We start from the raw sequence: 20,169 nt of genomic DNA on the forward strand, positions 1-20,169 counted from the left end.
GTCGGGTCCGCGCTCAGCGGGGCGTGGGTCCGTCGGGACGGGAGCGATCCCGCCGTCGGCGCAGTTGCACCACGACGAGTCCGACGAGCCCGAGGCCGACGCCGATGGTGGCGGCGGCGACGAACCAGCCGAACCCGGCATCGGCGAGCGCGCCGGAGAACGCCAGCGCGACGCCCAGCGCGATGGCCCATCCGATGGTCCCGGCCAGCAGCGCCTTGCGCGCGTCCGCCCGGACCGGCTCCGGATCCGGACGCCGCTCGGACTCGGAGAGCCACAGCCGCATGGCCGTCACCCTATCCGTTCTGCGCGAGCACCCAGTCCAGCGACGCGGTGAGCGCCCGCACGTCGTCGGGATCGATCGCGGTGAACGTCGCGACGCGCAGCTGGTTGCGGCCGAGCTTGCGGTAGGGCTCGGTGTCGACGATGCCGTTCGCCCGGAGCGTCTTCGCGAGCGCAGCGGCATCCGTCGCCTCGTCGAAGTCGATCGTCACGACCACCTGCGAGCGGTGCCCGGGGTCGGCGACGAACGGCGTCGCGGCCGGGGTCCGCGCGGCCCAGTCGTAGAGGATGCCGGAGGACTCGCGCGTGCGAGCGTCCGCCCAGGCGAGGCCGCCCGACGCGTTCATCCACTCGAGCTGCTCCTCGAGGAGCAGGAGCGTCGCCAGGGCCGGCGTGTTGAGCGTCTGGTCGAGGCGCGAGTTGTCGACCGCGTTCTTCAGCGACAGGAAGTCGGGGATGTAGCGATCGGATGCCGCGATCCGCTCGATCCGCTCGATGGCGGCCGGCGACATGATCGCGAACCAGAGGCCGCCGTCGGAGGCGAAGTTCTTCTGGGGCGCGAAGTAGAGGACGTCGAACTCGGTCGGGTCGGCCGCGGCACCGCCTGCCGCGCTCGTCGCGTCGATCACGGTGAGCGCCCCGTCGTCGCCGTGCACTCGGCGGACCGGGGCCTGGACGCCGGTCGAGGTCTCGTTCTGCGGCCAGCCGTAGACGTCGACGCCCTCGAGCGGTGCGGCGTCGACCCGCGAGCCGGGGACGGCCGTGCGGACGTCGGGTGTCTCGAGCCAGGGCGCAGCGGCGGCCTTGGCGAACTTCGCGCCGAACTCGCCGAACGAGCAGAGCTGGGCGCGCCGCTCGATGAGGCCGAACGCCGCGGCATCCCAGAAGGCCGTCGAACCGCCGTTGCCCAGCACGACCTCGTAACCGTCGGGCAGCGAGTAGAGGTCGGCGACGCCCTGACGCACGCGGCCGACGAGCTGCTTGACCGGCGCCTGCCGGTGCGAGGTGCCGAGCAGGCTCGGCCCGACCTCCGCGAGGTGCGCGAGCTGCGCGGGCCGCACCTTCGACGGTCCGCAGCCGAAACGGCCGTCGGCGGGCAGGAGCGACGAGGGGATCACGAGCTCAGGCATGGTCCGATCTTAGGCGCGGCACGTTCGCCATGGCGGCGGATGACGCGGTGCCCGCCGTTCGCCGTGTCCACCCTCCGCGGGTCGGCGGCATGTCGGCTCCGACAAGTAGTCTGTTCTGATGCACGAGGCGCCCGACGGCCGAGGGGGAGCGAATTGACCGACCTCATCGACACGACCGAGATGTACCTGCGCACCATCCTCGACCTCGAGGAGGAGGGCATCGTGCCGCTCCGCGCTCGCATCTCCGAGCGCATCGGGCACTCCGGGCCCACCGTGTCGCAGACGGTCGCGCGGATGGAGCGCGACGGCCTCGTCGTCGTGTCCGGCGACCGCCACCTCGAGCTGACGGCCGACGGTCGCCAGAAGGCCGTGCACGTCATGCGCAAGCACCGGCTCGCGGAGCGCCTCCTCGCCGACGTGATCGGCCTCGACTGGGAGTACGTCCACGAAGAGGCGTGCCGCTGGGAGCACGTCATGAGCGAGCACGTCGAGCGTCGACTCGTCGAGATCCTCGGCCAGCCGACGCACTCGCCCTACGGCAATCCGATCCCCGGGCTGGAGGAGCTGGGCGCCCCGCCTGCTGCGCCGTTCATGCAGGGCGTGCGCAACGTGCTCACGGCGCTCGACGAGGGCGGCGGTTCGGCCGAGGGCGTGATCCGCAGGCTCGCCGAGCCGGCGCAGTTCGAGCCGGAGCTGCTCGCTCGGCTCAAGGCGGCCGGTGTCCTGCCGGGAGCCCGGGTCTCGTTGCACCGCGACGGTCCGTTCGTGGCGGTGTCGGTCGACGGCCGTGACGACGTGCTCGAGCTGCCGACCCAGCTCGCCGGCCACCTCTTCATCGGCGACTGAATTCCGGTCGCCCGCTCGAGCGCCGTGCCGGCGTCGCATCGCGTTCGGTTCCCGCATCGGCGAGCGTCGGAGCATGCGGAATCCGGCGCTCCGTGATCGAAATGTGACAATCGACCGGGTCTCGCGTATTCTCGTTCGAGTCCGCCGGCGACAAGCCAGCCGGAGGAACAGGGTCGAGACGCCTCCCGCGCTCACCGCTCGGCCCCGATACCCGTGACGCGCCCCCAAGCGCACAGGTGAGACGGAGCTTCGGCATCGTGGGGCGGAGGACACGTTTTGGCTCGATTCCCCCGGCGCCGCTCCGGCGCGACCACCGCCCCCAAGCCCAGGACCGGAACCGCACTCGTGCGTCGTCCGACGCCGGCGGCGCCTGCGGCTGCGACGGATGTCGCAGCGGAGGCGAAGCTCCAGAAGGACTCGCTCGGCCGCCGGCTCCGCCGCGGCGGAGCCAAGAACGTGATGGTGATGTCCGTCGCCGCCGGTCTGGTCGGCACGCTCGCCATCCCCGCCTACGCCTTCGCTCCCGGCAGCGACGGCATCCAGTTCGGCGCGACGGCAGAGACGCAGCTGACCAAGGCCGCGCCACAGGACGTCGAGGTCGCGGAGGACGTCATCGCCGCGCCCATCTCGGAGGACGGCTACGACGCCGTCACCGGCGAGGAGATCCGTGCCGCCGAGGAGGCCGCAGCCGCCGCCGAGGCCGCTCGGCAGGCCGCCGCCCAGGAGATGGCCTCCTACGCCGCGGCCGCGAGCGAGTACACCCCCGCCGCCGTCTACGGTTCGGCGGATCCGGCGAGCGTGTTCGCGGTCGCCCAGCAGTACCTCGGCGTCCCGTACGTCTACGGCGGCGCGACGCCCGCCGGGTTCGACTGCTCGGGCCTCGTGCAGTACGTCTACGCGCAGTTCGGCATCAGCCTTCCGCACTCGTCCTCCGCGCAGGGTGCCGCCGGCACGCAGATCTCCCTCTCCGAGGCGGTTCCGGGCGACCTCGTCGTCATGAGCGGCCACATCGGCTTCTACGCCGGCAACGGCATGATCCTCCACGCGCCGTACGAGGGAACGGTCGTGCGGACCCAGCCCATCTGGACGAGCGACTACTGGATCGTGCGGATCTGACGTGTGAACAGCATGTGAAGCGTGTCACGAATGGCGTGCCGGGAGGACCCGGCACGCCATTCGTGTCGTAGCCTTGACCCTGACGATTCCGAATACCGGGTAGGGGAAGTCCGATGGTCGGTCCACGTAGCAGCACCCATTCCGCGGGTGCGCGCGTGCTCTACGACCAGCGGCGCAGTAGTCAGCCGAGTCGCGACCGCGCCGGGATGCCGACGGGCACTGTCTTCACGACGGTGCCCGTTTCGCGTCTCCGGACCGGTTCCGCGCGCCCCTCGGCATCCGGGTCGTCCTTCCCTTCACGCGGCTGGAAGCCATCCAGCACCGATCGAAAGGCACCCCATGCGCACCCTCGTGCTGAACGCCGGATATGAGCCCCTCGCGGTCGTCTCGTTCAAGCGTGCCCTCCTCCTCGTGATGAACGAGAAGGCCACGGTGATCCTGCACGACGAGGGGAATCCGGTGCACGGCACGACCGGCGACTGGGTCCGGCCGAGCGTCATCCTGCTCACCAGGTACGTCCGTACGCCGCGCGTGCACCAGGTGCCCGTCAGCCGCCGGGGCGTGCTCCGCCGCGACGAGCACCGCTGCGCCTACTGCGGCAAGTCGGCCGGAACGATCGACCACGTCCTGCCGCGGTCGCGCGGCGGGCGCGACACGTGGGAGAACCTCGTCGCGTGCTGCCTGCGGTGCAACAACTCCAAGGGCGACCACACCCCGGCCGAGATGGGCTGGACGCTCCGGATCACTCCCCGCATGCCGCACGGACGCGGGTGGGTGGTGCGCGGGTTCGAGCGGCCGCTCCCGCAGTGGAGCGACTACCTCGAGCGCGCCGCCTGACACGCGCCTCGGCGCGCCGAGGCGCCGCGCGGTGACAAGCGCTCCGGCCGTGCCCTAGGGTGGTACGAGTCCGGAGCACCCCCGGCTCCGGAGAACCCGAAACGCCCCCGCTTCCGCCTCCCCCCGAGCCGGCGCGGGACCGGAGGTACACGATCCTTGTACGGTGACGACGCGCACGGCCGACCCCCGGGCCTGCGGCCCCGACGCCACTCCGCGCTGCCCGCAGACGGGTCCGCGAGCTGGTCGCCCGAGTACCGCGATGCCGCCCCGCGCCCGGATGCCGCGTCCGGCCCGCCCGTGACGGGTCGCCGGGCCGACCGCGCGCGTCCGGCCGACGGCGCGGTCGCACGGGACGCGTCGGCGCTGCGCGACCGTTCGGCGCTCCGCGATGCCGCAACGGCGATGGGACTGCCGTCGGCTCCTCGCGATGTCGACGAGTGGCGCCGTGAGCGAGCTCGGCCCGCAACCGGGGGGCCGCACGCCGGTCGACCCGACCTCCCCTCGCCCGCACCACGGCCCGATGCGGCGCCGGACCGCCGCGCGATGCCTGGTGGCGCTGTCGCTCCGGTCCGCAGGCCCTCCTCGGGGACCTCGTCGATGCCCGAGCGGCCCTCGGCGGTGGCCGTCCCGGCCGCGACGCAGGCCGATCCCGCCGGCATCCCGACGACGACGGCCGACGCTCCTGCCGCGGGGTCGCCGTCCCTGGCCATCGCGGTCGCCGCCGTCGGCGGCAGCGCGTCCCCGTCGGTCGACGCACGGCCCGGCCGCCGGCGCGGCTCCTCACGGGCCCCCGCACGGCGCGCTGCGACCCCGCCTCCGGGCGCACGCGCGTCCGGGCCGGTCTCGCGGCGGAACGGCCCGATGCGCGTGGCGGCCACCGTGCTCCTCGTGCCGGCGCTGGTCGGCACTGTGGCGCTCCCCGCCTACGCGTTCCTGCCCGGTGGACACCTGCCGGGAGGCGCGCCGACCAAGTTCAGCCTCTCGGTCGCCGAGGCGCAGGCGCTCGAGGTCTCGGACCTCGCCGCCGGGGCCCCGGTTTCCAGCGACACGTTCGCGGTGACGACGCGCGAGGAGATCGACGCCGCGGAGGCCGAGGCCGAGCGTGCGGCGTGGGAGGCCGAGCTCGCCTCTCGCGGCACGGGCGAGTACGCGATCGTGGCGCAGCAGGCCGAGGGCGACGATTACCCGTGGTGGTACGAGACGCCTGACGACTACGGTGGCGGGCTGTCGCCACTGCGCTACTACTACCGCGAGTGCGTCGACTTCGTGGCCTGGCGCCTGAACCGGGACGCGGGCGTGACGGGCGCGCCGTGGAAGTGGGACTGGGGCAACCTCGCCTCGGGGAGCGCGTGGATGTGGGCCGACGCCTGGGCTGCGAAGGGCTGGCCGTCGAGCAGTGAGCCCGTCGTCGGCGCGGTCGCCTGGTTCCCGTACAACCACGTCGCGTACGTGCAGGCGGTGAACGGCGACGGCACGGTCACGATCGAGGAGTACAACTGGAACTCCGATCACTCGTACCATGTGCGTACGATCCCGGTCGGCGAGGCGCTCTACCTCTACCCGCCCGCCTGAGCGAGCGTCGGCCTCATCGCGTTGGGTGACACCATGGCGAAACGGTCGCGAGATCTTGGACGTTCCGGACAATGACCGCGGTGTCGCCCCGCCGATAGCCTGAGGCTTCCCTCCCCAGAGAAGCGAAGCATGGTGACCGCGATGACGCAGCCCTCAGACGACAACCGGTTCGACGAGAACGGGTTCGTCGACGAGCTCGCCCCGTCGACGTCCGCGATCGTGGTGCTCGGCTACAACTGACGCCCGGTCCGCTGCGCCATTCGGGCCGAGCCGGCCTCGCGCGCCCGCTAGACTCTTCCGGTCAGCCTCTGTAGCTCAATGGAAGAGCAGCTCCGTCCTAAGGAGAGGGTTGGGGGTTCGAGTCCCTCCAGGGGCACCAGCGCGCGTTCCCTTCGAAACGCTGGGATGGCAGGGCAACGAGACTCCGTCACGATGATCGCCCAGCCCGGACCCGCGGTTCTCGGCGCGCGTCGACCGTCGGGCTCAGCAGTCGGAGCCGTATCGTGTCGCGCGCATTCTCGATCGCGCGCGTCACCGCTCCCAGGACGACGACCTCTGCGCCGAGGCGTGAGCGGATCAGCACCGGCGCTCGCGAGTGCGGATTCGAATCGGCGCTGCGTCGTGCTGCCTCGAGGACCGGTTCGATGCTTTCCGCGATCGCGCCGCAGACTACGATGCGCTCGGGATCGAACATGCTGCTGAGTATTCCGGTCAGCCGTGCGAGGCTCTCGCCGATTCCCGCGGCGATGCGCAGTGCATCCTCTTTGCCATCCGCTGCGAGCACGAGGATCCGGCGAGCGTCGAGCTCTTCGAGTGAGGTCGCGGCGAGGCATCCAGCGGGGTCAAGTTCACCATCTGCGAGCAGTTGGCGAGCGCGCTTCTCGATGGCGGGGCCCAGGCCGAGCGTCGAGTCGAACCCGCTCACCACGTCGAGCACCAACCTCTCGCCGACACTGCCGTGCGCTCCGTGCAATAGGTGCCCGTCGACGACCACGCCCGCGCAGAGACGCTCATCGCCGAGAAGCGCGATGTAGTCGCGACTGCCGACGGCCTCGCCGAGGGCTGCCTCTGCGATGGCGGCGAGCTGGGCGTCGTTCTTGATCTCCACAACACCGGCGGAACTTGACAGCAGGTCGGCGAGAGAGTGGTTCGTGCGCTCCATGCGTCCTTCCGTGCGGCTCCGCGATTCGCCCGCGGCGGCGCGGCTCACACGGTGACCGACGCAGATCGACATCAGCGCATCGGGCGCGATGCCGCTGTCCGCGCATGCGGAGTCGAGGTTCTCCATGAGCGTCCTCTGGAGCTGTCCGACGGTCTGGTCGGGATCGATCGACACGTGGCGGTGGGACAGAGTGCGGCCGCCGAGGTCGGCGATACGCAGGGTGAACTGCGTGTCCCTGACGTGCAGTCCGGCGACCATCCCGAGATCGCCGGGAAGTTCGAACCGGCGAGCCGGTCGGCCCACCCGGTACTCTCCTGCTGCGCGAGCGTTGGGAAGCTCCCGCAGCACTCGCGCCCGCACGAGCGCGTCGAGCGCGTCGATCGTCGTCGACCGTGTGAGCGATGTCGCCGTCATCGCTTCGCTCACGGTGAAGACACCTGCTGCCCAGGCGAAGTCCAGCACTGCGAAGACGCTGGCTCGTCGCATGCCGATGTCGTGCGTGGCGTCCGTCATCGCTCCTGCCGCTCGGGATTCTCTTCCGGCGCTGTCGCGCGGACCATCATGTGCGGCGCTGCTGGCGGCGAATCCGCGTCGTCGCGAGCGAGCCCATGCATGGGGGCTGCCGTGTCCACCGCACTCAACGGGATGCGAGTGCCCGACAGACGCACCGACGACCCGTGCGGATCGGGTCCCGAGCGCGTCAATGGAACTCATCGCGTTCGAGCATCGGGTCGTGACACTCACGCGCGAGCCAGACCGAAGCGTACTGGGCGCCGCAGATGGAGCACTCCCAGCGGCGAGAACCCGCATCGGGTTGGGGTTCGTTGTGTTGCTCTGCGTTCATGGCTCAGCCTCCTCAGCGTCGTGCGCGGCCGTACGGTGGATTCACTCACACATCCCGGTGTTCTCACCCCGGGCGCGTGGGGTCGTGGACGGTGAGCCGTCCGTCGGCGGAGAGCTCGACGGGCCGGGGTTCCGCCATCCTGCCGATGAAGTTGCCGCTGTCGTCGGTGTTCTCGAATGCGAGCAGATAGCTGCTCCCGGTTCGGGTCCGGACGATGCGGCCCGCGTAGAGGTGCTCATCCGTCAACCGGTAGGCGCGGGATGTGTCGAATGGCCCGCTCGCACTGGCGACGTCGACAGCCCACACCCCTCCGCCGCCTGGGGCGCTTCGAGCGCCCGCGAGTTCCGGGCTGAGACAGCTGAAGATGAGGAAGACGCCGCCCTGCACGTTCGCGAGCTGGGGGACCTCCAACTGCCCGAACCCAGCGCCCGCCGCGGAAGCCGGGGGGCGGACCACCCACTTCTCCAGATCCTCCGAAACCGCGAGCCCGATCACTCCACGGTTCGAGGGCTCTCCGGCGTTGGACCGCGCGGTGATCAGCATGCGCCACCCTTCCCCGTCGGGGTCTCGGAAGACCCAGGGATCCCGCCATGCTTCGTCGAACCACACGTCGCCGTCGTACTTCTCGTACCATCGCGGATCCGCCTCGAGGACCGGCGCGTCTCGACGCGTCCACGTATGGAGGTCGGGAGAGGTTGCTGCTCCGATCCGCTGGATTCGGCCGTGATCGGCGCGGCTGGCGCCCGTGTAGAAGAGGTGCCAGAGTCCTTGGTCGTCCTGGATGATCGAACCTGTCCATGTTGTGAGATCGTCGAAAGCGGGGCCTTCGGAAGCGATCAACGCGTCTTCGACTTCGCGCCAGTCGTGCAGGTCCGAGGACACGGCGTGTCCGATCGTGGCGTGGAAGTGCCGGCGCTCCGGGTTGCCCAGCGCGCGGGACGCTTTGAGGTAGAAGGCGTGATAGTCGACGCCGTCGTCGGCGAACCACATGTCCCACGTCCAGCAATCCGGGAGCGAGTGGTGCATCAGCCGCTCTCCCGACCTGAGGTGAATGCGGTGGAGTGGCGGAGCACCAGGGCGGGCTTCCGCTCGGAACCGCCGTCACTGAGGCCTTCACCGCCGGGCTTCATGAGCTGGCGAGCTGCGCCCTGACCTCGAATCTCGGGGTGCGTGTCGACCGAGGTCAGATCGAGGTTTCGGCAGCTCGGGTCGTCCTCCAAGCTGATGATGCTCACCGTCTCGGGCACCGCGAAGCCGAGACGGTGGGCCCCCGTGGCAACGCCTGCAGCGATCTCCGACGTTGATGCGACGATCGCGGTCGGGCGAGGAGACGGGGAGTCGAGCAACTCGACCGCCGCCCCGAAGCCGCTGGTCTCGTCACTTCCTCCCTCGACGATCGTGCCGTGGAGGTGAAGCCTGTCGATCGCACCGGCGAACGCCGCGCGGCGGCGCCGGTCGAATCCCGTGCTCGCCGCCACCGAGTCGTCTACGCCGACGAATGCGATGCGCGTGTGACCCAAGGAGTGCAAGTGGGAGACTGCGCGCATTGCGGCTAGGGAGTCGGCGTCTTCGTCAGACGTCGACTCCTCCTGTCCTACCCTCACGATCGGTGGACCGGTGGGCAGATCGCCCGCCATTCCTGTCTCCGTCCCCGCCATCCCCAAGAGCAGGACTCCTTCGAATCGTCCGCGCGCCCGGAGCAGCTCGCTCAGCCTCGGCCTCCCCGGGCCGTCCGGCGCGGTCTCGATGATGGTCGGGGCCAATCCGAACGTTGACAGTTCCACCCCGGCCGCGCGCGCCATGCGGAGGAGGAAACGTCGATCGAGCGTCGGGACGACGACGGCCACGCTCCCCGTGCGCCCGGTTGCCAGCGCGTAGGCCGCGAACGACGGACGGTAGCCGAGTGCGTCGGCCGCGCGGAGGACGGCCGCACGCGTCTGTTGCGACACCGCACCCCCACCCGACAAGGCGCGACTGACCGTCGCGTTGGACACTGCCGCAAGCTGTGCGACGTCGGAGATCGAGGCGACCCGCGTCGGCTCCTTTTCCGGCCCCGGCATGGCCGGTCACTCAGCCCTTCACGGCCGACGACGCCACGCTCTGGATGAAGAACCGCTGGAACATCAGGAACACGACGACGACGGGGATGACGAGGAGCACACCGAACGCGAAGATCTGTCCCCAATCCGTTGGTGGTTGTGCCTTGAAGACCGCGATCGCGAGCGGCAGTGGTCGGAACTGGGGCTGGTCGACCATCATCACGGGGAAGAGGAACGAGGACCATGCCGCAAGGAAGCTCAGGATCGTCACGGACGCGAACACCGGCTTGGACATCGGCACGATGATCGACCAGTACACGCGCCACGGACCTGCGCCGTCGAGCCGGGCGGACTCCTGGATCGACGCAGGCAGACCGATGAAGAACGTGTAGAAGAGGAAGATCGAGAACGCGCTGGCCACGAAGGGCAGGAACTGCACGTAGTACGTGTTTCGTGCGTCGTTCAGCAGGTAGAACAGGGGCACGGCGATCGCTTCGAACGGGAGGATCACGAGCAGGACCACCAGCGACAGAACCGAGTTGCGTCCACGCCACCGCAGTCGCGCGAGCGCGTAGGCGATCATCGAATTGACGACCAGCCCGCCGAGGACGATCACGAAGCTGACGATCGCGGAGGTGAGGTAGAAGTTCCAGAAGTACCCCGAGGCGGGACTGTTGAACCGGTTGATCACCCCGACGTAGTTGTCGAACGACATGTTCGTCGGGAGGAATCCCTCCATGCCGTTGAGCACCTCGTTCGCCGGCTTGAACGACCCGATGATCATGTACGCGATCGGTGCGAAGAAGAACGCGGTGACGAGAACGAGCACCGTGTATGCCAAGAACTTGCGTCGCCGTTCGCGCTGCGCGAAGGTCGGGCCCCGGTGGCCTGCCGCAGTGGTCATGAGATCTCCTTGTCCTGGCGCAGCAGCGCGCGCTGGATGAGCGTGATCAGCATGATGATGACCACGAATACGACGGTCATGGCCGATCCGCGACCCACGTTGTTCTCGAGGAATGCGGTCGTGACGGCCTGGAACATCACGGTGGTGGTCGCGTCATCCGGTCCGCCGTTCGTCATGATGTAGACCTGGTCGAACAGTCGGAGCGAGAAGATCGTGGTGATCATGATGATGAAGATCAGCGTGTTTCTCAGCCCCGGAATCGTGACGTGGATGAACTGCTGCCACTTCGACGCCTTGTCGAGCGACGCCGCTTCGTAGAGTTCGCCCGGGATGTCCTGCAGGCCGGCGAGCACGATGATCATCTGGAACCCGACGCCGGCCCAGATCGACATGAACGCGATCGAGGCGAGCGCGAGGCTCGGATTGCCGAGCCAGTCCTGCGGACCTATCAGCCCGAAGCTGATCGCTCCCAGGAAGCTGTTGAGCAGCCCGAGGCTGTCACGAGCGAAGATGAGCGTCCAGATCACCGCGACGAGCGCCATCGGGAAGACGACGGGCAGGAAGAAGAACGTGCGGAAGCCCGCCATTCCTCGGAGTTTCTGATTCAGCAGGATCGCCAGCGCCACGGCGAGTGCGGTCTGGATCGGGACCACGATCAGCGCGAAGGTGAAGTTGTTGAGGAGACTGCGCCAGAAGACGCCACTGAGATCCGGGTCGAACAGAATGCGTCGGTACTGTTCGAAGCCCACCCAGACGTTCGGGCGCGCTCCGTCGAGGCGAACATTCTGCAGCGACAGCACGAAGGCCATGATGAACGGGACGACGACCATCGCGATGAGGAGGATGAGCGCGGGAAGGCTCATCAGGATTCCCGCACCCTGGTCGATCCCGAATCGGGAGCGGCGTCTCTTGCGCCTCGGGCCGGGGAGCAGCTTCTCCGGATGGGTTTCCACGGGGACTGAGAGAGCCATCGTCTTGCCTTCCTGCTCTTCATCGAGCGTTGCCTCGGGCGACGGATCGCCGTCCGTCGGGGTCCGCGACCCATCGCCCGAGGTGTTGGGGTTGAGCTAGTCCTCGTACCCGGCGTTGTCGGAGTAGTCGAGATCGATCGTCTTGGCTGCCTTGTCGAGCTCGGTCTGCGCGTCGGCGCCGTTGTAGATCGCCCAGAACGCATCGCTGAACGCGCTGTTGATGACGGGCCACGCGGGGCTGATCGTCCGCGGCACGGTGACGCAGTCCGGCGTCGGGTCATCGGAGCCGCAGGTCAGGGCCAGCTGGTCGGCGTAGAGCCGGAGTGCACCACCCTCGCCATACAGCTCGCTCTGGCCGATCGCCGACTCGGTGCCGGGGACGGCACCGTTGGCTGCGGTGATGTTCAGGACCCACTCGTCCTGCATCATGAACTCGAGGAATGCCGCGGCAGCCTCGGAGTTGCCGCTCTGCGAGCCGATGCCCCACGCGTGCGATCCCTGTCCGCTCTTGGTCCCGTTGCCGAAGTCGGGCAGCGGCATCACGACCAGGTCGTCGCCGATGGCCTCGTCATAGGCGGGGTAGTTCCAGTGGCCGACCCAGCTCAGTCCGACGCGTCCGTCGGTGAACGCCTTGTCGTCGGCGTTGGGGTCCACATAGTCGCGCCAGGCAGAGAAGCGCTGCAGCGCGTCGGCGACCTCCGGAGCGTTGAGTGCTCCGTCGGCGGACCCGTCCTTGACGAGCGGCTGGCCGGCCGAGGCGACCACGGGGGTGAATGCGTACCCGGGCCAGGTGCCGGCGTACTGCTCCTTGATGTCCAGCCCCTTGCCTTCCGGGCTCTGCTCGGCGAGCGCGACGACCGCCGCCTCGAACTCGTCGACCGTCCACGCCTCTTCCACTGTGGTGGGGATGTCGGTGATCCCGGCGGCTTCGAGCATGCTCGCGTTCCCGAACAAGCCGAGTCCGGAGTCGTACTGCGCGACACCGTACACGTTCCCATCGGAGTAGGTGCCTTCTGCGATCACCGAGGGCAGCTGCCCATCGATGATGGCCTGGTCGACAAGCCCGTCCAGCTGCATGAGCTTGCCCGCGTACACGAGGGAGGCGAGCGTCTCACCGTCGAACTCGTACACGTCCGGCAAGGCATCCGCATTGGTGGTCTGCAGAGTCTGCCCGTAGGTGGCCTGAGGGATGAGCGTCAGTTCGGCGGTGACCTCGTCCTGCGACTCGTTGAAGGCGGCGACCGTGTCCTTCGCGGCCTGAACCTCACCCTCCTGACCCTCCTGCGCCCAGATGGTGAGCGTGCCCGAGCCGCCGTCAGTGGTCGAGTCACCGTCGGATCCAGAGCATCCGGCAAGCACGAGCGCAATCACCGCCGCTCCTGCCGCCACTCCTGCGAGTCGGACGCGACTCGTCGTGCCGCGTGCCCCATCAACTGCGTTGTTCACTGTGTCTCCCTTGACTATTGCCCGGTGCGGGTCGACGTGCGGGTGCCAACTTCGCTGGTTCTCGCCGATCGAGTTCGCTCGTGGAGTTGACGCGCGTCAATCAGAACTCAAGTATGGTGGGATTATTGACGCGCGTCAAGGCGCATCTTTCACGGTTCGATAACGGCGCCGTTGCGGCCTTTCCGGTTCATGCGCCCGCGACACCGCGACTCAGGACGGGAGGCACGATGGCGACGCGAGCGGATGTCGCACGGCTGGCGGGAGTGTCCCAGGCTGCCGTGTCATACGCGATCAGCGGCAAGGCACCGATCGCAGCGGCAACGCGCGAGCGGATCTTCGCTGCGATGACCGAGCTCAACTACCGACCCAACGCCCTCGCGAAGGGGCTGGCCGGGGGCCGAAGCATGAACATCGCGCTCCTGCTGCCGACGCAGGACCGCGGCATATCGAGCGCAGACTTCGAGTACGTTCTGGGCGCGGCGAACGCGGCGCGCGAACTCGGATACCACCTGCTCCTCTGGCCGACCGAGAGCGGAGACATGGAGAGCGCCCGCGACCTGGCCCGCACCGGCATGATCGACGGCGTGATCCTCATGGAAGTCCAGCTCGATGATGAGCGCCTGGCGTACCTCCGTGACAGCGACGTCGAAGTCGCTCTCATCGGACGCGTCGCCGACCCGGACGAGGACCTGTTCGCCGATCGCGACTTCGACGCCGTGACCGAACTCGCCGTCGACCACCTCTTCGGCCTCGGGCACAGGGAGCTCCTCTTCCTCAGCGGGCCGCGCGACTTCGACCGCAGCACGACCGCCGTCCAGCTCGCGGACTCCGGCTTCCAAGCGGCGTGCGCGCGACGAGGTCTGCGCACACGGATCGCGCACCTCGAGCCGACGATCGATGCCGGGCGTGACTACTACGCGGAACATCTCGAAGCCGGCAGCGACGTCACCGGCGTCGTGGCGATGAACCCCGAGGCGACGATCGGAGTACTCGCCGGCGCGCGCGAACACGCCGCGAGCGTTCCATCGGAGTTGTCCGTCATCTCCATCGCCACCCCCACGAGTCTGGTCGCTGCGTCCACGCCCGCTCTGACGACGATCAGCCCGCCCGCGGAGGCGATCGGGCGCGCCACTGCCCGACTCCTGATCGCGCGGCTGGCCGGGCTCGACATCGAACCACCCGAACACCTGTGGACCGGCGATCTGGTCGTGCGAGAGACGACCGGGCCTGTCCGTCCCACAGCCGACATGAGGCGGGAGTAGCCCGTGGAGCAGCTTCACAAGGACCGGGACTGGTGGCGGCAGGCCGTCATCTACCAGATCTATCCACGATCGTTCGCCGATGCGAACGGCGACGGAATCGGCGACATCCGCGGAATACTGTCACGACTCGACTACCTCTCGTCGCTGCAGGTGGATGCGGTGTGGCTGAGCCCCTTCTACCCCTCGGCGCTCGCAGATGGCGGCTACGACGTCGATGATCACTGCGCCGTCGACCCGCGCTTGGGAACGCTTCAGGACGTCCGCAACCTCATCGACGCGCTCCACGATCGAGACATCCGCGTGTTCGTCGATATCGTCCCCAATCACTCCTCGGATCGCCACCGCTGGTTTCAGGAGGCGCTCGTCTCGCCACCAGGATCCGCAGCGCGCGATCGGTACATCTTCCGGGACGGCCGCGGCCCGAGCGGGGAACTCCCCCCGAGCGACTGGCCGAGCCACTTCGGGGACAGCGCGTGGACACGAACCCTGGATCCGGACGGCTCCCCGGGCCAGTGGTATCTCCACTTGTTCGCGAAGCAGCAACCCGACTACAACTGGCAGAACCCCGAGGTCTGGGCCGAATACCGTGCGACGCTGCGATTCTGGGCAGACCTCGGTGTGGACGGCTTTCGGATCGATGTCGCGCACGCACTGGCGAAGGACCTCTCGGAGCCCCTTCGCTCGAAGCCTGAGATCATCCCGTTCGACAACCCGGAGACCGGCGACGACGTGCTGTTCGACAGGAACGAGGTGCACGAGATCTACCGCGACTGGCGCAGGGTCTTCGACGAATACGATCCACCACGCGTGGCCGTCGCCGAGGCGTTCGTCAACGCGTCTCGCCGGCCCCTGTACTGTCGTCCCGACGAACTCCACCAGGTGTTCAACTTCGATCTGCTCAACAGCAGATTCGACGCTGCGCAGTACCGCGATGTCATCACCGAGACCCTTGAGATCTCGGCCCGCACCGACACGTCGCCTACCTGGGTCCTGAGCAACCACGACAACGTCAGGCACGCGACACGCTACGGCCTCCCCCCGGACTGCGACTATGACGAATGGCTCATGACCGGCGGATCGTATCCCCCCCTCGACGCAGCGATCGGCCTGAAGCGAGCGCGAGCAGCGACGCTGCTCCTGCTGGCTCTCCCCGGCTCGACGTACCTGTACCAGGGGGAGGAACTCGGTCTCCACGAGGTCGCAGACCTCGACCCCTCACTCCTCGAGGATCCGATCTGGGAACGCAGCCGACACACGAAGAAGGGCCGGGACGGATGCCGGGTCCCGCTGCCCTGGGCTCCGTCGGGCCCATCGCTCGGGTTCGGGTCCGGTGCTCCTCACCTCCCACAGCCGACGTTCTTCGCCGATGCCTCGGTCATGACGCAGGAGCAGACACCGGGCTCCACGCTGCAGATGTACCGAGACGCGATTCGTGTCCGGCGATCGGCGATCGCCGGAGAGCACTTCGCTTGGCTCGACCACGAGAGCACAGAGGTGCTGCACTTCGACCGCGGAGGAGGATGGCGTTCGGTGACCAACTTCGCCGACGAGCCCGCAGCCCTGCCCGCAGGACGCATCATCGCCGCCAGCACCCCGATCACGGACGACTCACTGCCTGGAGCGACAACCGTCTGGCTCTCAACCCTCGACGACTGAATCCGAGTGTCGACGACGGTTGAATTCTGGTCATTTGCGGCGGCCGGAAAGTGAACGGTCGCGGGCAGTCTAGCCGTGGTCTTGTTCGGCTCTGATGCTGGGCAGGGTGTCGATGCCGCGGTCGCGTAGCCGGTAGCTGGCGCCTTTGAGTGCGAGGACCTCGGCGTGGTGGACGATGCGGTCGATCATCGCTGCGGCGACGGTCTGGTCGCCGAATACGCCGCCCCAGCCGCTGAAGGGCAGGTTGCTGGTCAGGATCAGTGAGGCGTGTTCGTAGCGGGATGAGACGAGTTGGAAGAACAGGTTCGCGGCGTCTTGCTCGAATGGCAGGTAGCCGACCTCGTCGACGATGATCAGGCTGTAGCGGCGTAGTCGGGTCAGCTCGTTCGGGAGCCGGCCGATGCGGTGGGCGTCGCTGAGTCGGGTGACCCAGTCGGTCGCGGTCGCGAACAGCACCCGGTGCCCGGCGCGGGCGGCGGCGATGCCCAGCCCGGTGGCCAGGTGGGTCTTGCCGGTGCCGGGTGGGCCGAGCAGGACGACGTTCCGTGCCTCGGTCAGGAACGCGCCGGATGCCAGGGCGGCGATCGGCTGCCTTGCGGCGGGTTGGGCGTCCCAGTCGAAGTCCTCCAGCGTCTTTCTGGCACTGAACCCGGCGGCGCGGATGCGCAGTTCCGCGCCGGACGCGTGGCGGGCGGCGACTTCGCGTTCGAGGACCGCGGCCAGGTAGTCCTCATGGGTCCATCCGGCGTCGCGGGCGTGATCGGCCAACCGGGCGGCGGCTTCGGTGATCCTCGGTGCTTTCAACGCGGCGGCGAGGTAGTGGATCTGCTTGACCGTCTCGGTCGGTGTCTTCGCGCTCATCAGCGGTCGTCCTCGTCGTGGCCGGTCAGCCCGAACGCACGGTCGTAGTCGGCCAGGTCCCTACCGAGTTCGTGCCCGGCCGCGGCCTGGCGGCGGGGCTGTTGGAACAGTCGACGCAACCGGGCGGCTTCTTCGACATGGCCCGGGTCGGTCAGGGTCATCCCGCGCGCCCACACCCGATCGTGCTCGGCGACGATCCGGCCGTTCATCCGCACCCGTTCCAGGTCCGCGGTCACGTCCACGATCCGGCCGATCGCGGCCGGGTTCACGGAGTAGTCGTTGCTGTCGACACGGACGTAGTAGTCCCGACCGAGCCGGACCCGGTTGCGCCAGCCCAGATGCAGTAGCACCGGCGGCAGCGGCAGCATCGCCGCCAGATCCCGTTCGAGCCGTTCGACCGGGCGGGCCTTGGTCGTGCGCACCACCCGCCGGTTTGCGATCGCCAGCCAGTCGGTGAACTGGGCGTTGAAGTCCGCCGGTGACGCGAACTGCCGGCCCGGCATGAACGAGGACTCGAAGTAGCCGTTGCGTCGCTCCACGATGCCCTTGGACTCCGGATCCCGCGGCGGCAGCAGCACGAGCTTGGTCGCCAACGTCCCCGTGAACGCGGTCACCCCCTCAGCGGGCCGGTGGCCGCGGCCGATGCCGGGCTCGTTGTCCCAGATCAGCCGCCGCGGCACCCGACCCAACTGCCGGATCAGCTCCCACGAGCCCAGCAGCAGGTCGGGCGTCTTCCGGGTCGGGATCATCCGGCCGAGCATGAACCGCGAATGCGCCGCGGTGATCACCAGCACCGGCAGCAGCACCCGCGTGCCGTCCTCGAGCGGGATCTTCCGCGGCGGGAACCACAAATCGCACTGCGCCGCATCGCCGGGCTCCCACACCAACCGGTCCGCCGGATCCGGTGGGCGGACCTCGGGACGAAGCCGCCGCACATGCTCACGGAACCAGGTGATCGACCCGTCCCAGCCGACACGTTCGGCGATCACCGTCGCCGGCATGTCCGGGGTGTCCTTCAACAACTGCCGAACCCGCGCTTCGAACGGGGTGAACGAGGTCGGCGCCGGCCTTCGCTCGTACCGCGGCGGCGCATCCGAGCCCGCCACCTTCACCACCGTCGTCCGCGAGATCCCTAACCGCTCCGCGATCCTGGCCTTCGGCACCCCATCGGCCACCAGCCGCCGGATCAACGCCCAGTCCTCCACAGTGATCACTCTCCAATCGTTGAGTGTTCACTCTTCGACCGCCGCTACTGTTCAGTTTCCAAGCGTCGCCGACACCGAGGATCGGGAACCGTCGCGTGCCTGTGCCGATGCCGTTTGCAGGCGCGCGACGAACACCACGAACGCGAAGTCACGAGATCGGAGCATGTGTCACCAGGCTCGGAGCGACTCACGTCGACCTCACCCGGGTCGCGTCAGTTCCCGTAGCCCCGCGCCGCACGGGTTCACGCGCCCGATCGGTACGGGTAGCGTGAGGCGGGTGAGCACGCCGATCGATCCCACCGCAACATCCGCCTGGTCCGAGCTCGAGGCCCACCGCGCCGCGTTCGAGCCAGACCTCCGCGACTGGTTCGCCGCCGATGCGGGCCGCGTCGAGCGACTGAGCCTGCCGCTCGCAGACCTGCACGTCGACCTGTCGAAGAACCTCGTCACCGACGAGATCCTCGCGGCCCTGGTCCGGCTCGCGGAGGAGACGCACGTCGCCGAGCGGTACGCCGCGATGCTGGCCGGCGAGCACATCAACACGACCGAGGACCGCGCGGTGCTGCACACCGCGCTCCGGCGCCCGAAGGGCGCCGCGCCGGCGCTCGTCGTCGACGGACAGGACGTCGACCACGACGTCCACGAGGTGCTCGACCGGCTGGGCGCCTTCGCCGATCGGGTCCGCTCGGGCGAGTGGCGCGGCGTGAGCGGGAAGCGCGTCACGGATGTCGTGAACATCGGCATCGGCGGCTCCGACCTCGGCCCGGTGATGGTCTCCGAGGCGCTGAAGCCCTACGCGGATGCCGGCATCCGAGCGCACTTCGTGTCCAACATCGACCCGACCGACGTGGCGCAGAACACGGCCGGGCTCGACCCGGAGACCACGCTCGTGATCGTCGCGTCGAAGACCTTCACCACGCTCGAGACGCTCACCAACGCGCGGCTCGCGCGCGACTGGCTGTGGGCCGGGCTCGAGTCGGCCGGCGCGATCGACGGCGACGAGGCATCCCGCACCGACGCGGTCGCACACCACTTCGTCGCGGTCTCGACGGCGCTCGACAGGGTCGCGGCCTTCGGCATCGATCCGCAGAACGCGTTCGGCTTCTGGGACTGGGTCGGCGGCCGTTACTCGGTGGACTCGGCGATCGGCCTGTCGCTCGCGATCGAGCTCGGGCCCGAGGTCTTCCGCGAGCTGCTCGCCGGCTTCCACGCCGTCGACGAGCACGTGCGTGCGACTCCGCTCGAGCGCAACGTCCCGGTCCTCATGGGGCTCCTCAACGTCTGGTACACGAACTTCCTGGGTTCGCAGTCCCACGCCGTCCTGCCGTACGCGCAGCAGCTGCACCGGTTCCCCGCGTACCTGCAGCAGCTCACGATGGAGTCCAATGGCAAGTCCGTGCGCTGGGACGGCTCGCCGGTGACGACCACCACCGGCGAGGTGTTCTGGGGGGAGCCGGGCACGAACGGCCAGCACGCGTTCTACCAGCTGATCCACCAGGGCACGCGGCTCATTCCCGCGGACTTCATCGCCTTCGCGAACCCCGCGTACCCGGCGACCGACGACGGCCGCGACGTGCACGGGCTGTTCCTGGCGAACTTCCTCGCGCAGACGAAGGCGCTCGCCTTCGGCAAGACCGCCGAGGAGGTCGAGGCGGAGGGCACCACGGGGCCGCTCGTCGCGGCGCGCACGTTCGAGGGCAACCGCCCCACGACGTCGATCTTCGCGCCCGCGCTCACGCCGTCGGTGCTCGGCCAGCTCATCGCGCTCTACGAGCACATCACGTTCACGCAGGGCGTCGTGTGGGGCATCAACTCGTTCGACCAGTGGGGTGTCGAGCTCGGCAAGCAGCTCGCCCTGCAGATCGCCCCGGCGATCGAGGGCGACGAGTCGGCCCTGGCGGGCCAGGACGCCTCGACGCGTGCGCTGCTCGAGTACTACCGGTCGCACCGCCGCAGCTGAGGCCCACGTCAGCGGGTGGCGGGATCGCTCCTGGCAACCCCTGTTCCCCGCCCCGTCCGCGGGCTACGCTGTCGGTCAG

General features: G+C 68.9%; 17 protein-coding genes and 1 tRNA gene. 8 read left to right on the forward strand and 10 right to left on the reverse strand.

Annotated features, from left to right (window positions below; genetic code table 11):
• Window positions 1–13: 13 nt before the first annotated feature.
• Both ACSJD1_RS17170 and serC read right to left on the reverse strand, forming a co-directional pair.
• Window positions 14–283 (reverse strand): DUF2530 domain-containing protein, encoded by a 270-nt coding sequence (locus ACSJD1_RS17170; protein WP_438856503.1) that lies wholly within the window; start codon window positions 281–283, stop codon window positions 14–16.
• Between the two features lie 10 nt (window positions 284–293).
• Complete coding sequence (gene serC, locus ACSJD1_RS17175) at window positions 294–1,409, reverse strand: phosphoserine transaminase (protein ID WP_438856504.1); 1,116 nt, start codon at window positions 1,407–1,409, stop codon at window positions 294–296.
• 153 nt (window positions 1,410–1,562) lie between these two features.
• Between serC and ACSJD1_RS17180 the strand changes: the two genes are divergently transcribed.
• The 5 genes from ACSJD1_RS17180 (at window position 1,563) to ACSJD1_RS17200 (ending at window position 6,159) form a co-directional block, all read left to right on the forward strand.
• Window positions 1,563–2,255, forward strand: a complete 693-nt coding sequence (locus ACSJD1_RS17180; protein ID WP_438856505.1) for a metal-dependent transcriptional regulator — start codon at window positions 1,563–1,565, stop codon at window positions 2,253–2,255.
• Between the two features lie 276 nt (window positions 2,256–2,531).
• A complete protein-coding gene (locus ACSJD1_RS17185; RefSeq protein WP_438856506.1) occupies window positions 2,532–3,371 on the forward strand; it encodes a C40 family peptidase in 840 nt (279 codons plus the stop codon).
• A 339-nt stretch (window positions 3,372–3,710) separates the two neighbouring features.
• Window positions 3,711–4,208: an HNH endonuclease gene (locus ACSJD1_RS17190; RefSeq protein ID WP_438856507.1), complete on the forward strand. Its 498-nt coding sequence runs from the start codon at window positions 3,711–3,713 to the stop codon at window positions 4,206–4,208.
• Between the two features lie 861 nt (window positions 4,209–5,069).
• Window positions 5,070–5,780, forward strand: coding sequence for a CHAP domain-containing protein (locus tag ACSJD1_RS17195; RefSeq protein ID WP_438856508.1), 711 nt, complete (start codon window positions 5,070–5,072; stop codon window positions 5,778–5,780).
• A gap of 304 nt (window positions 5,781–6,084) precedes the next feature.
• Window positions 6,085–6,159: transfer RNA gene (locus ACSJD1_RS17200), tRNA-Arg, on the forward strand.
• Between the two features lie 48 nt (window positions 6,160–6,207).
• Here the strand turns inward: ACSJD1_RS17200 and ACSJD1_RS17205 are convergent.
• The 6 genes from ACSJD1_RS17205 to ACSJD1_RS17230 all read right to left on the reverse strand — a co-directional run bounded on the left by ACSJD1_RS17205 (window position 6,208) and on the right by ACSJD1_RS17230 (window position 13,071).
• Entirely contained in the window at window positions 6,208–7,752 is a 1,545-nt protein-coding gene (locus ACSJD1_RS17205) for an ROK family protein (protein WP_438856509.1), read from the reverse strand.
• A gap of 97 nt (window positions 7,753–7,849) precedes the next feature.
• Window positions 7,850–8,776, reverse strand: coding sequence for a glycoside hydrolase family protein (locus ACSJD1_RS17210; protein ID WP_438856510.1), 927 nt, complete (start codon window positions 8,774–8,776; stop codon window positions 7,850–7,852).
• A gap of 35 nt (window positions 8,777–8,811) precedes the next feature.
• Window positions 8,812–9,846, reverse strand: a complete 1,035-nt coding sequence (locus tag ACSJD1_RS17215) for a LacI family DNA-binding transcriptional regulator (protein WP_438856511.1) — start codon at window positions 9,844–9,846, stop codon at window positions 8,812–8,814.
• 10 nt (window positions 9,847–9,856) lie between these two features.
• Complete coding sequence (locus ACSJD1_RS17220) at window positions 9,857–10,729, reverse strand: carbohydrate ABC transporter permease (protein WP_438856512.1); 873 nt, start codon at window positions 10,727–10,729, stop codon at window positions 9,857–9,859.
• Complete coding sequence (locus tag ACSJD1_RS17225) at window positions 10,726–11,592, reverse strand: carbohydrate ABC transporter permease (protein ID WP_438856513.1); 867 nt, start codon at window positions 11,590–11,592, stop codon at window positions 10,726–10,728. The genes ACSJD1_RS17220 and ACSJD1_RS17225 overlap by 4 nt, the downstream gene beginning before the upstream one ends.
• Before the next feature lie 204 nt (window positions 11,593–11,796).
• Window positions 11,797–13,071: an ABC transporter substrate-binding protein gene (locus ACSJD1_RS17230; RefSeq protein ID WP_438856514.1), complete on the reverse strand. Its 1,275-nt coding sequence runs from the start codon at window positions 13,069–13,071 to the stop codon at window positions 11,797–11,799.
• A gap of 200 nt (window positions 13,072–13,271) precedes the next feature.
• Here ACSJD1_RS17230 and ACSJD1_RS17235 point away from each other — a divergent pair, with 200 nt between their 5' ends.
• Both ACSJD1_RS17235 and ACSJD1_RS17240 read left to right on the forward strand, forming a co-directional pair.
• A complete protein-coding gene (locus ACSJD1_RS17235) occupies window positions 13,272–14,408 on the forward strand; it encodes a LacI family DNA-binding transcriptional regulator (protein WP_438856515.1) in 1,137 nt (378 codons plus the stop codon).
• A 3-nt stretch (window positions 14,409–14,411) separates the two neighbouring features.
• Window positions 14,412–16,064: a glycoside hydrolase family 13 protein gene (locus ACSJD1_RS17240; RefSeq protein WP_438856516.1), complete on the forward strand. Its 1,653-nt coding sequence runs from the start codon at window positions 14,412–14,414 to the stop codon at window positions 16,062–16,064.
• Between the two features lie 69 nt (window positions 16,065–16,133).
• Here the strand turns inward: ACSJD1_RS17240 and istB are convergent, their stop codons facing one another.
• Together istB and istA are read right to left on the reverse strand one after the other, a co-directional pair.
• Window positions 16,134–16,925, reverse strand: a complete 792-nt coding sequence (istB, locus tag ACSJD1_RS17245; protein WP_438856517.1) for an IS21-like element helper ATPase IstB — start codon at window positions 16,923–16,925, stop codon at window positions 16,134–16,136.
• Window positions 16,925–18,139 (reverse strand): IS21 family transposase, encoded by a 1,215-nt coding sequence (gene istA / locus ACSJD1_RS17250; RefSeq protein WP_438856518.1) that lies wholly within the window; start codon window positions 18,137–18,139, stop codon window positions 16,925–16,927. The genes istB and istA overlap by 1 nt, the downstream gene beginning before the upstream one ends.
• 268 nt (window positions 18,140–18,407) lie before the next feature.
• Between istA and pgi the strand changes: the two genes are divergently transcribed.
• Window positions 18,408–20,090, forward strand: coding sequence for a glucose-6-phosphate isomerase (gene pgi / locus ACSJD1_RS17255; protein WP_438856519.1), 1,683 nt, complete (start codon window positions 18,408–18,410; stop codon window positions 20,088–20,090).
• The last annotated feature ends 79 nt before the right edge of the window (window positions 20,091–20,169 follow it).

The sequence above is a fragment of the Agromyces excoecariae genome, assembly GCF_051715505.1.
Classification (GTDB): Bacteria; Actinomycetota; Actinomycetes; order Actinomycetales; family Microbacteriaceae; genus Agromyces.

Excerpts from the sequence above, each read along its gene's own strand:
- ACSJD1_RS17225 (WP_438856513.1), bottom strand. The coding sequence starts at position 11,592 with ATGAGCCTTCCCGCGCTCATCCTCCTCATCGCGATGGTCGTCGTCCCG.
- ACSJD1_RS17170 (WP_438856503.1), bottom strand. The coding sequence starts at position 283 with ATGCGGCTGTGGCTCTCCGAGTCCGAGCGGCGTCCGGATCCGGAGCCG.
- ACSJD1_RS17195 (WP_438856508.1), top strand. The coding sequence starts at position 5,070 with ATGCGCGTGGCGGCCACCGTGCTCCTCGTGCCGGCGCTGGTCGGCACT.
- ACSJD1_RS17210 (WP_438856510.1), bottom strand. The coding sequence starts at position 8,776 with ATGTGGTTCGCCGACGACGGCGTCGACTATCACGCCTTCTACCTCAAA.
- ACSJD1_RS17190 (WP_438856507.1), top strand. The coding sequence starts at position 3,711 with ATGCGCACCCTCGTGCTGAACGCCGGATATGAGCCCCTCGCGGTCGTC.
- ACSJD1_RS17215 (WP_438856511.1), bottom strand. The coding sequence starts at position 9,846 with ATGCCGGGGCCGGAAAAGGAGCCGACGCGGGTCGCCTCGATCTCCGAC.
- ACSJD1_RS17205 (WP_438856509.1), bottom strand. The coding sequence starts at position 7,752 with ATGCGGGTTCTCGCCGCTGGGAGTGCTCCATCTGCGGCGCCCAGTACG.
- serC (WP_438856504.1), bottom strand. The coding sequence starts at position 1,409 with ATGCCTGAGCTCGTGATCCCCTCGTCGCTCCTGCCCGCCGACGGCCGT.
- ACSJD1_RS17220 (WP_438856512.1), bottom strand. The coding sequence starts at position 10,729 with ATGACCACTGCGGCAGGCCACCGGGGCCCGACCTTCGCGCAGCGCGAA.
- istB (WP_438856517.1), bottom strand. The coding sequence starts at position 16,925 with ATGAGCGCGAAGACACCGACCGAGACGGTCAAGCAGATCCACTACCTC.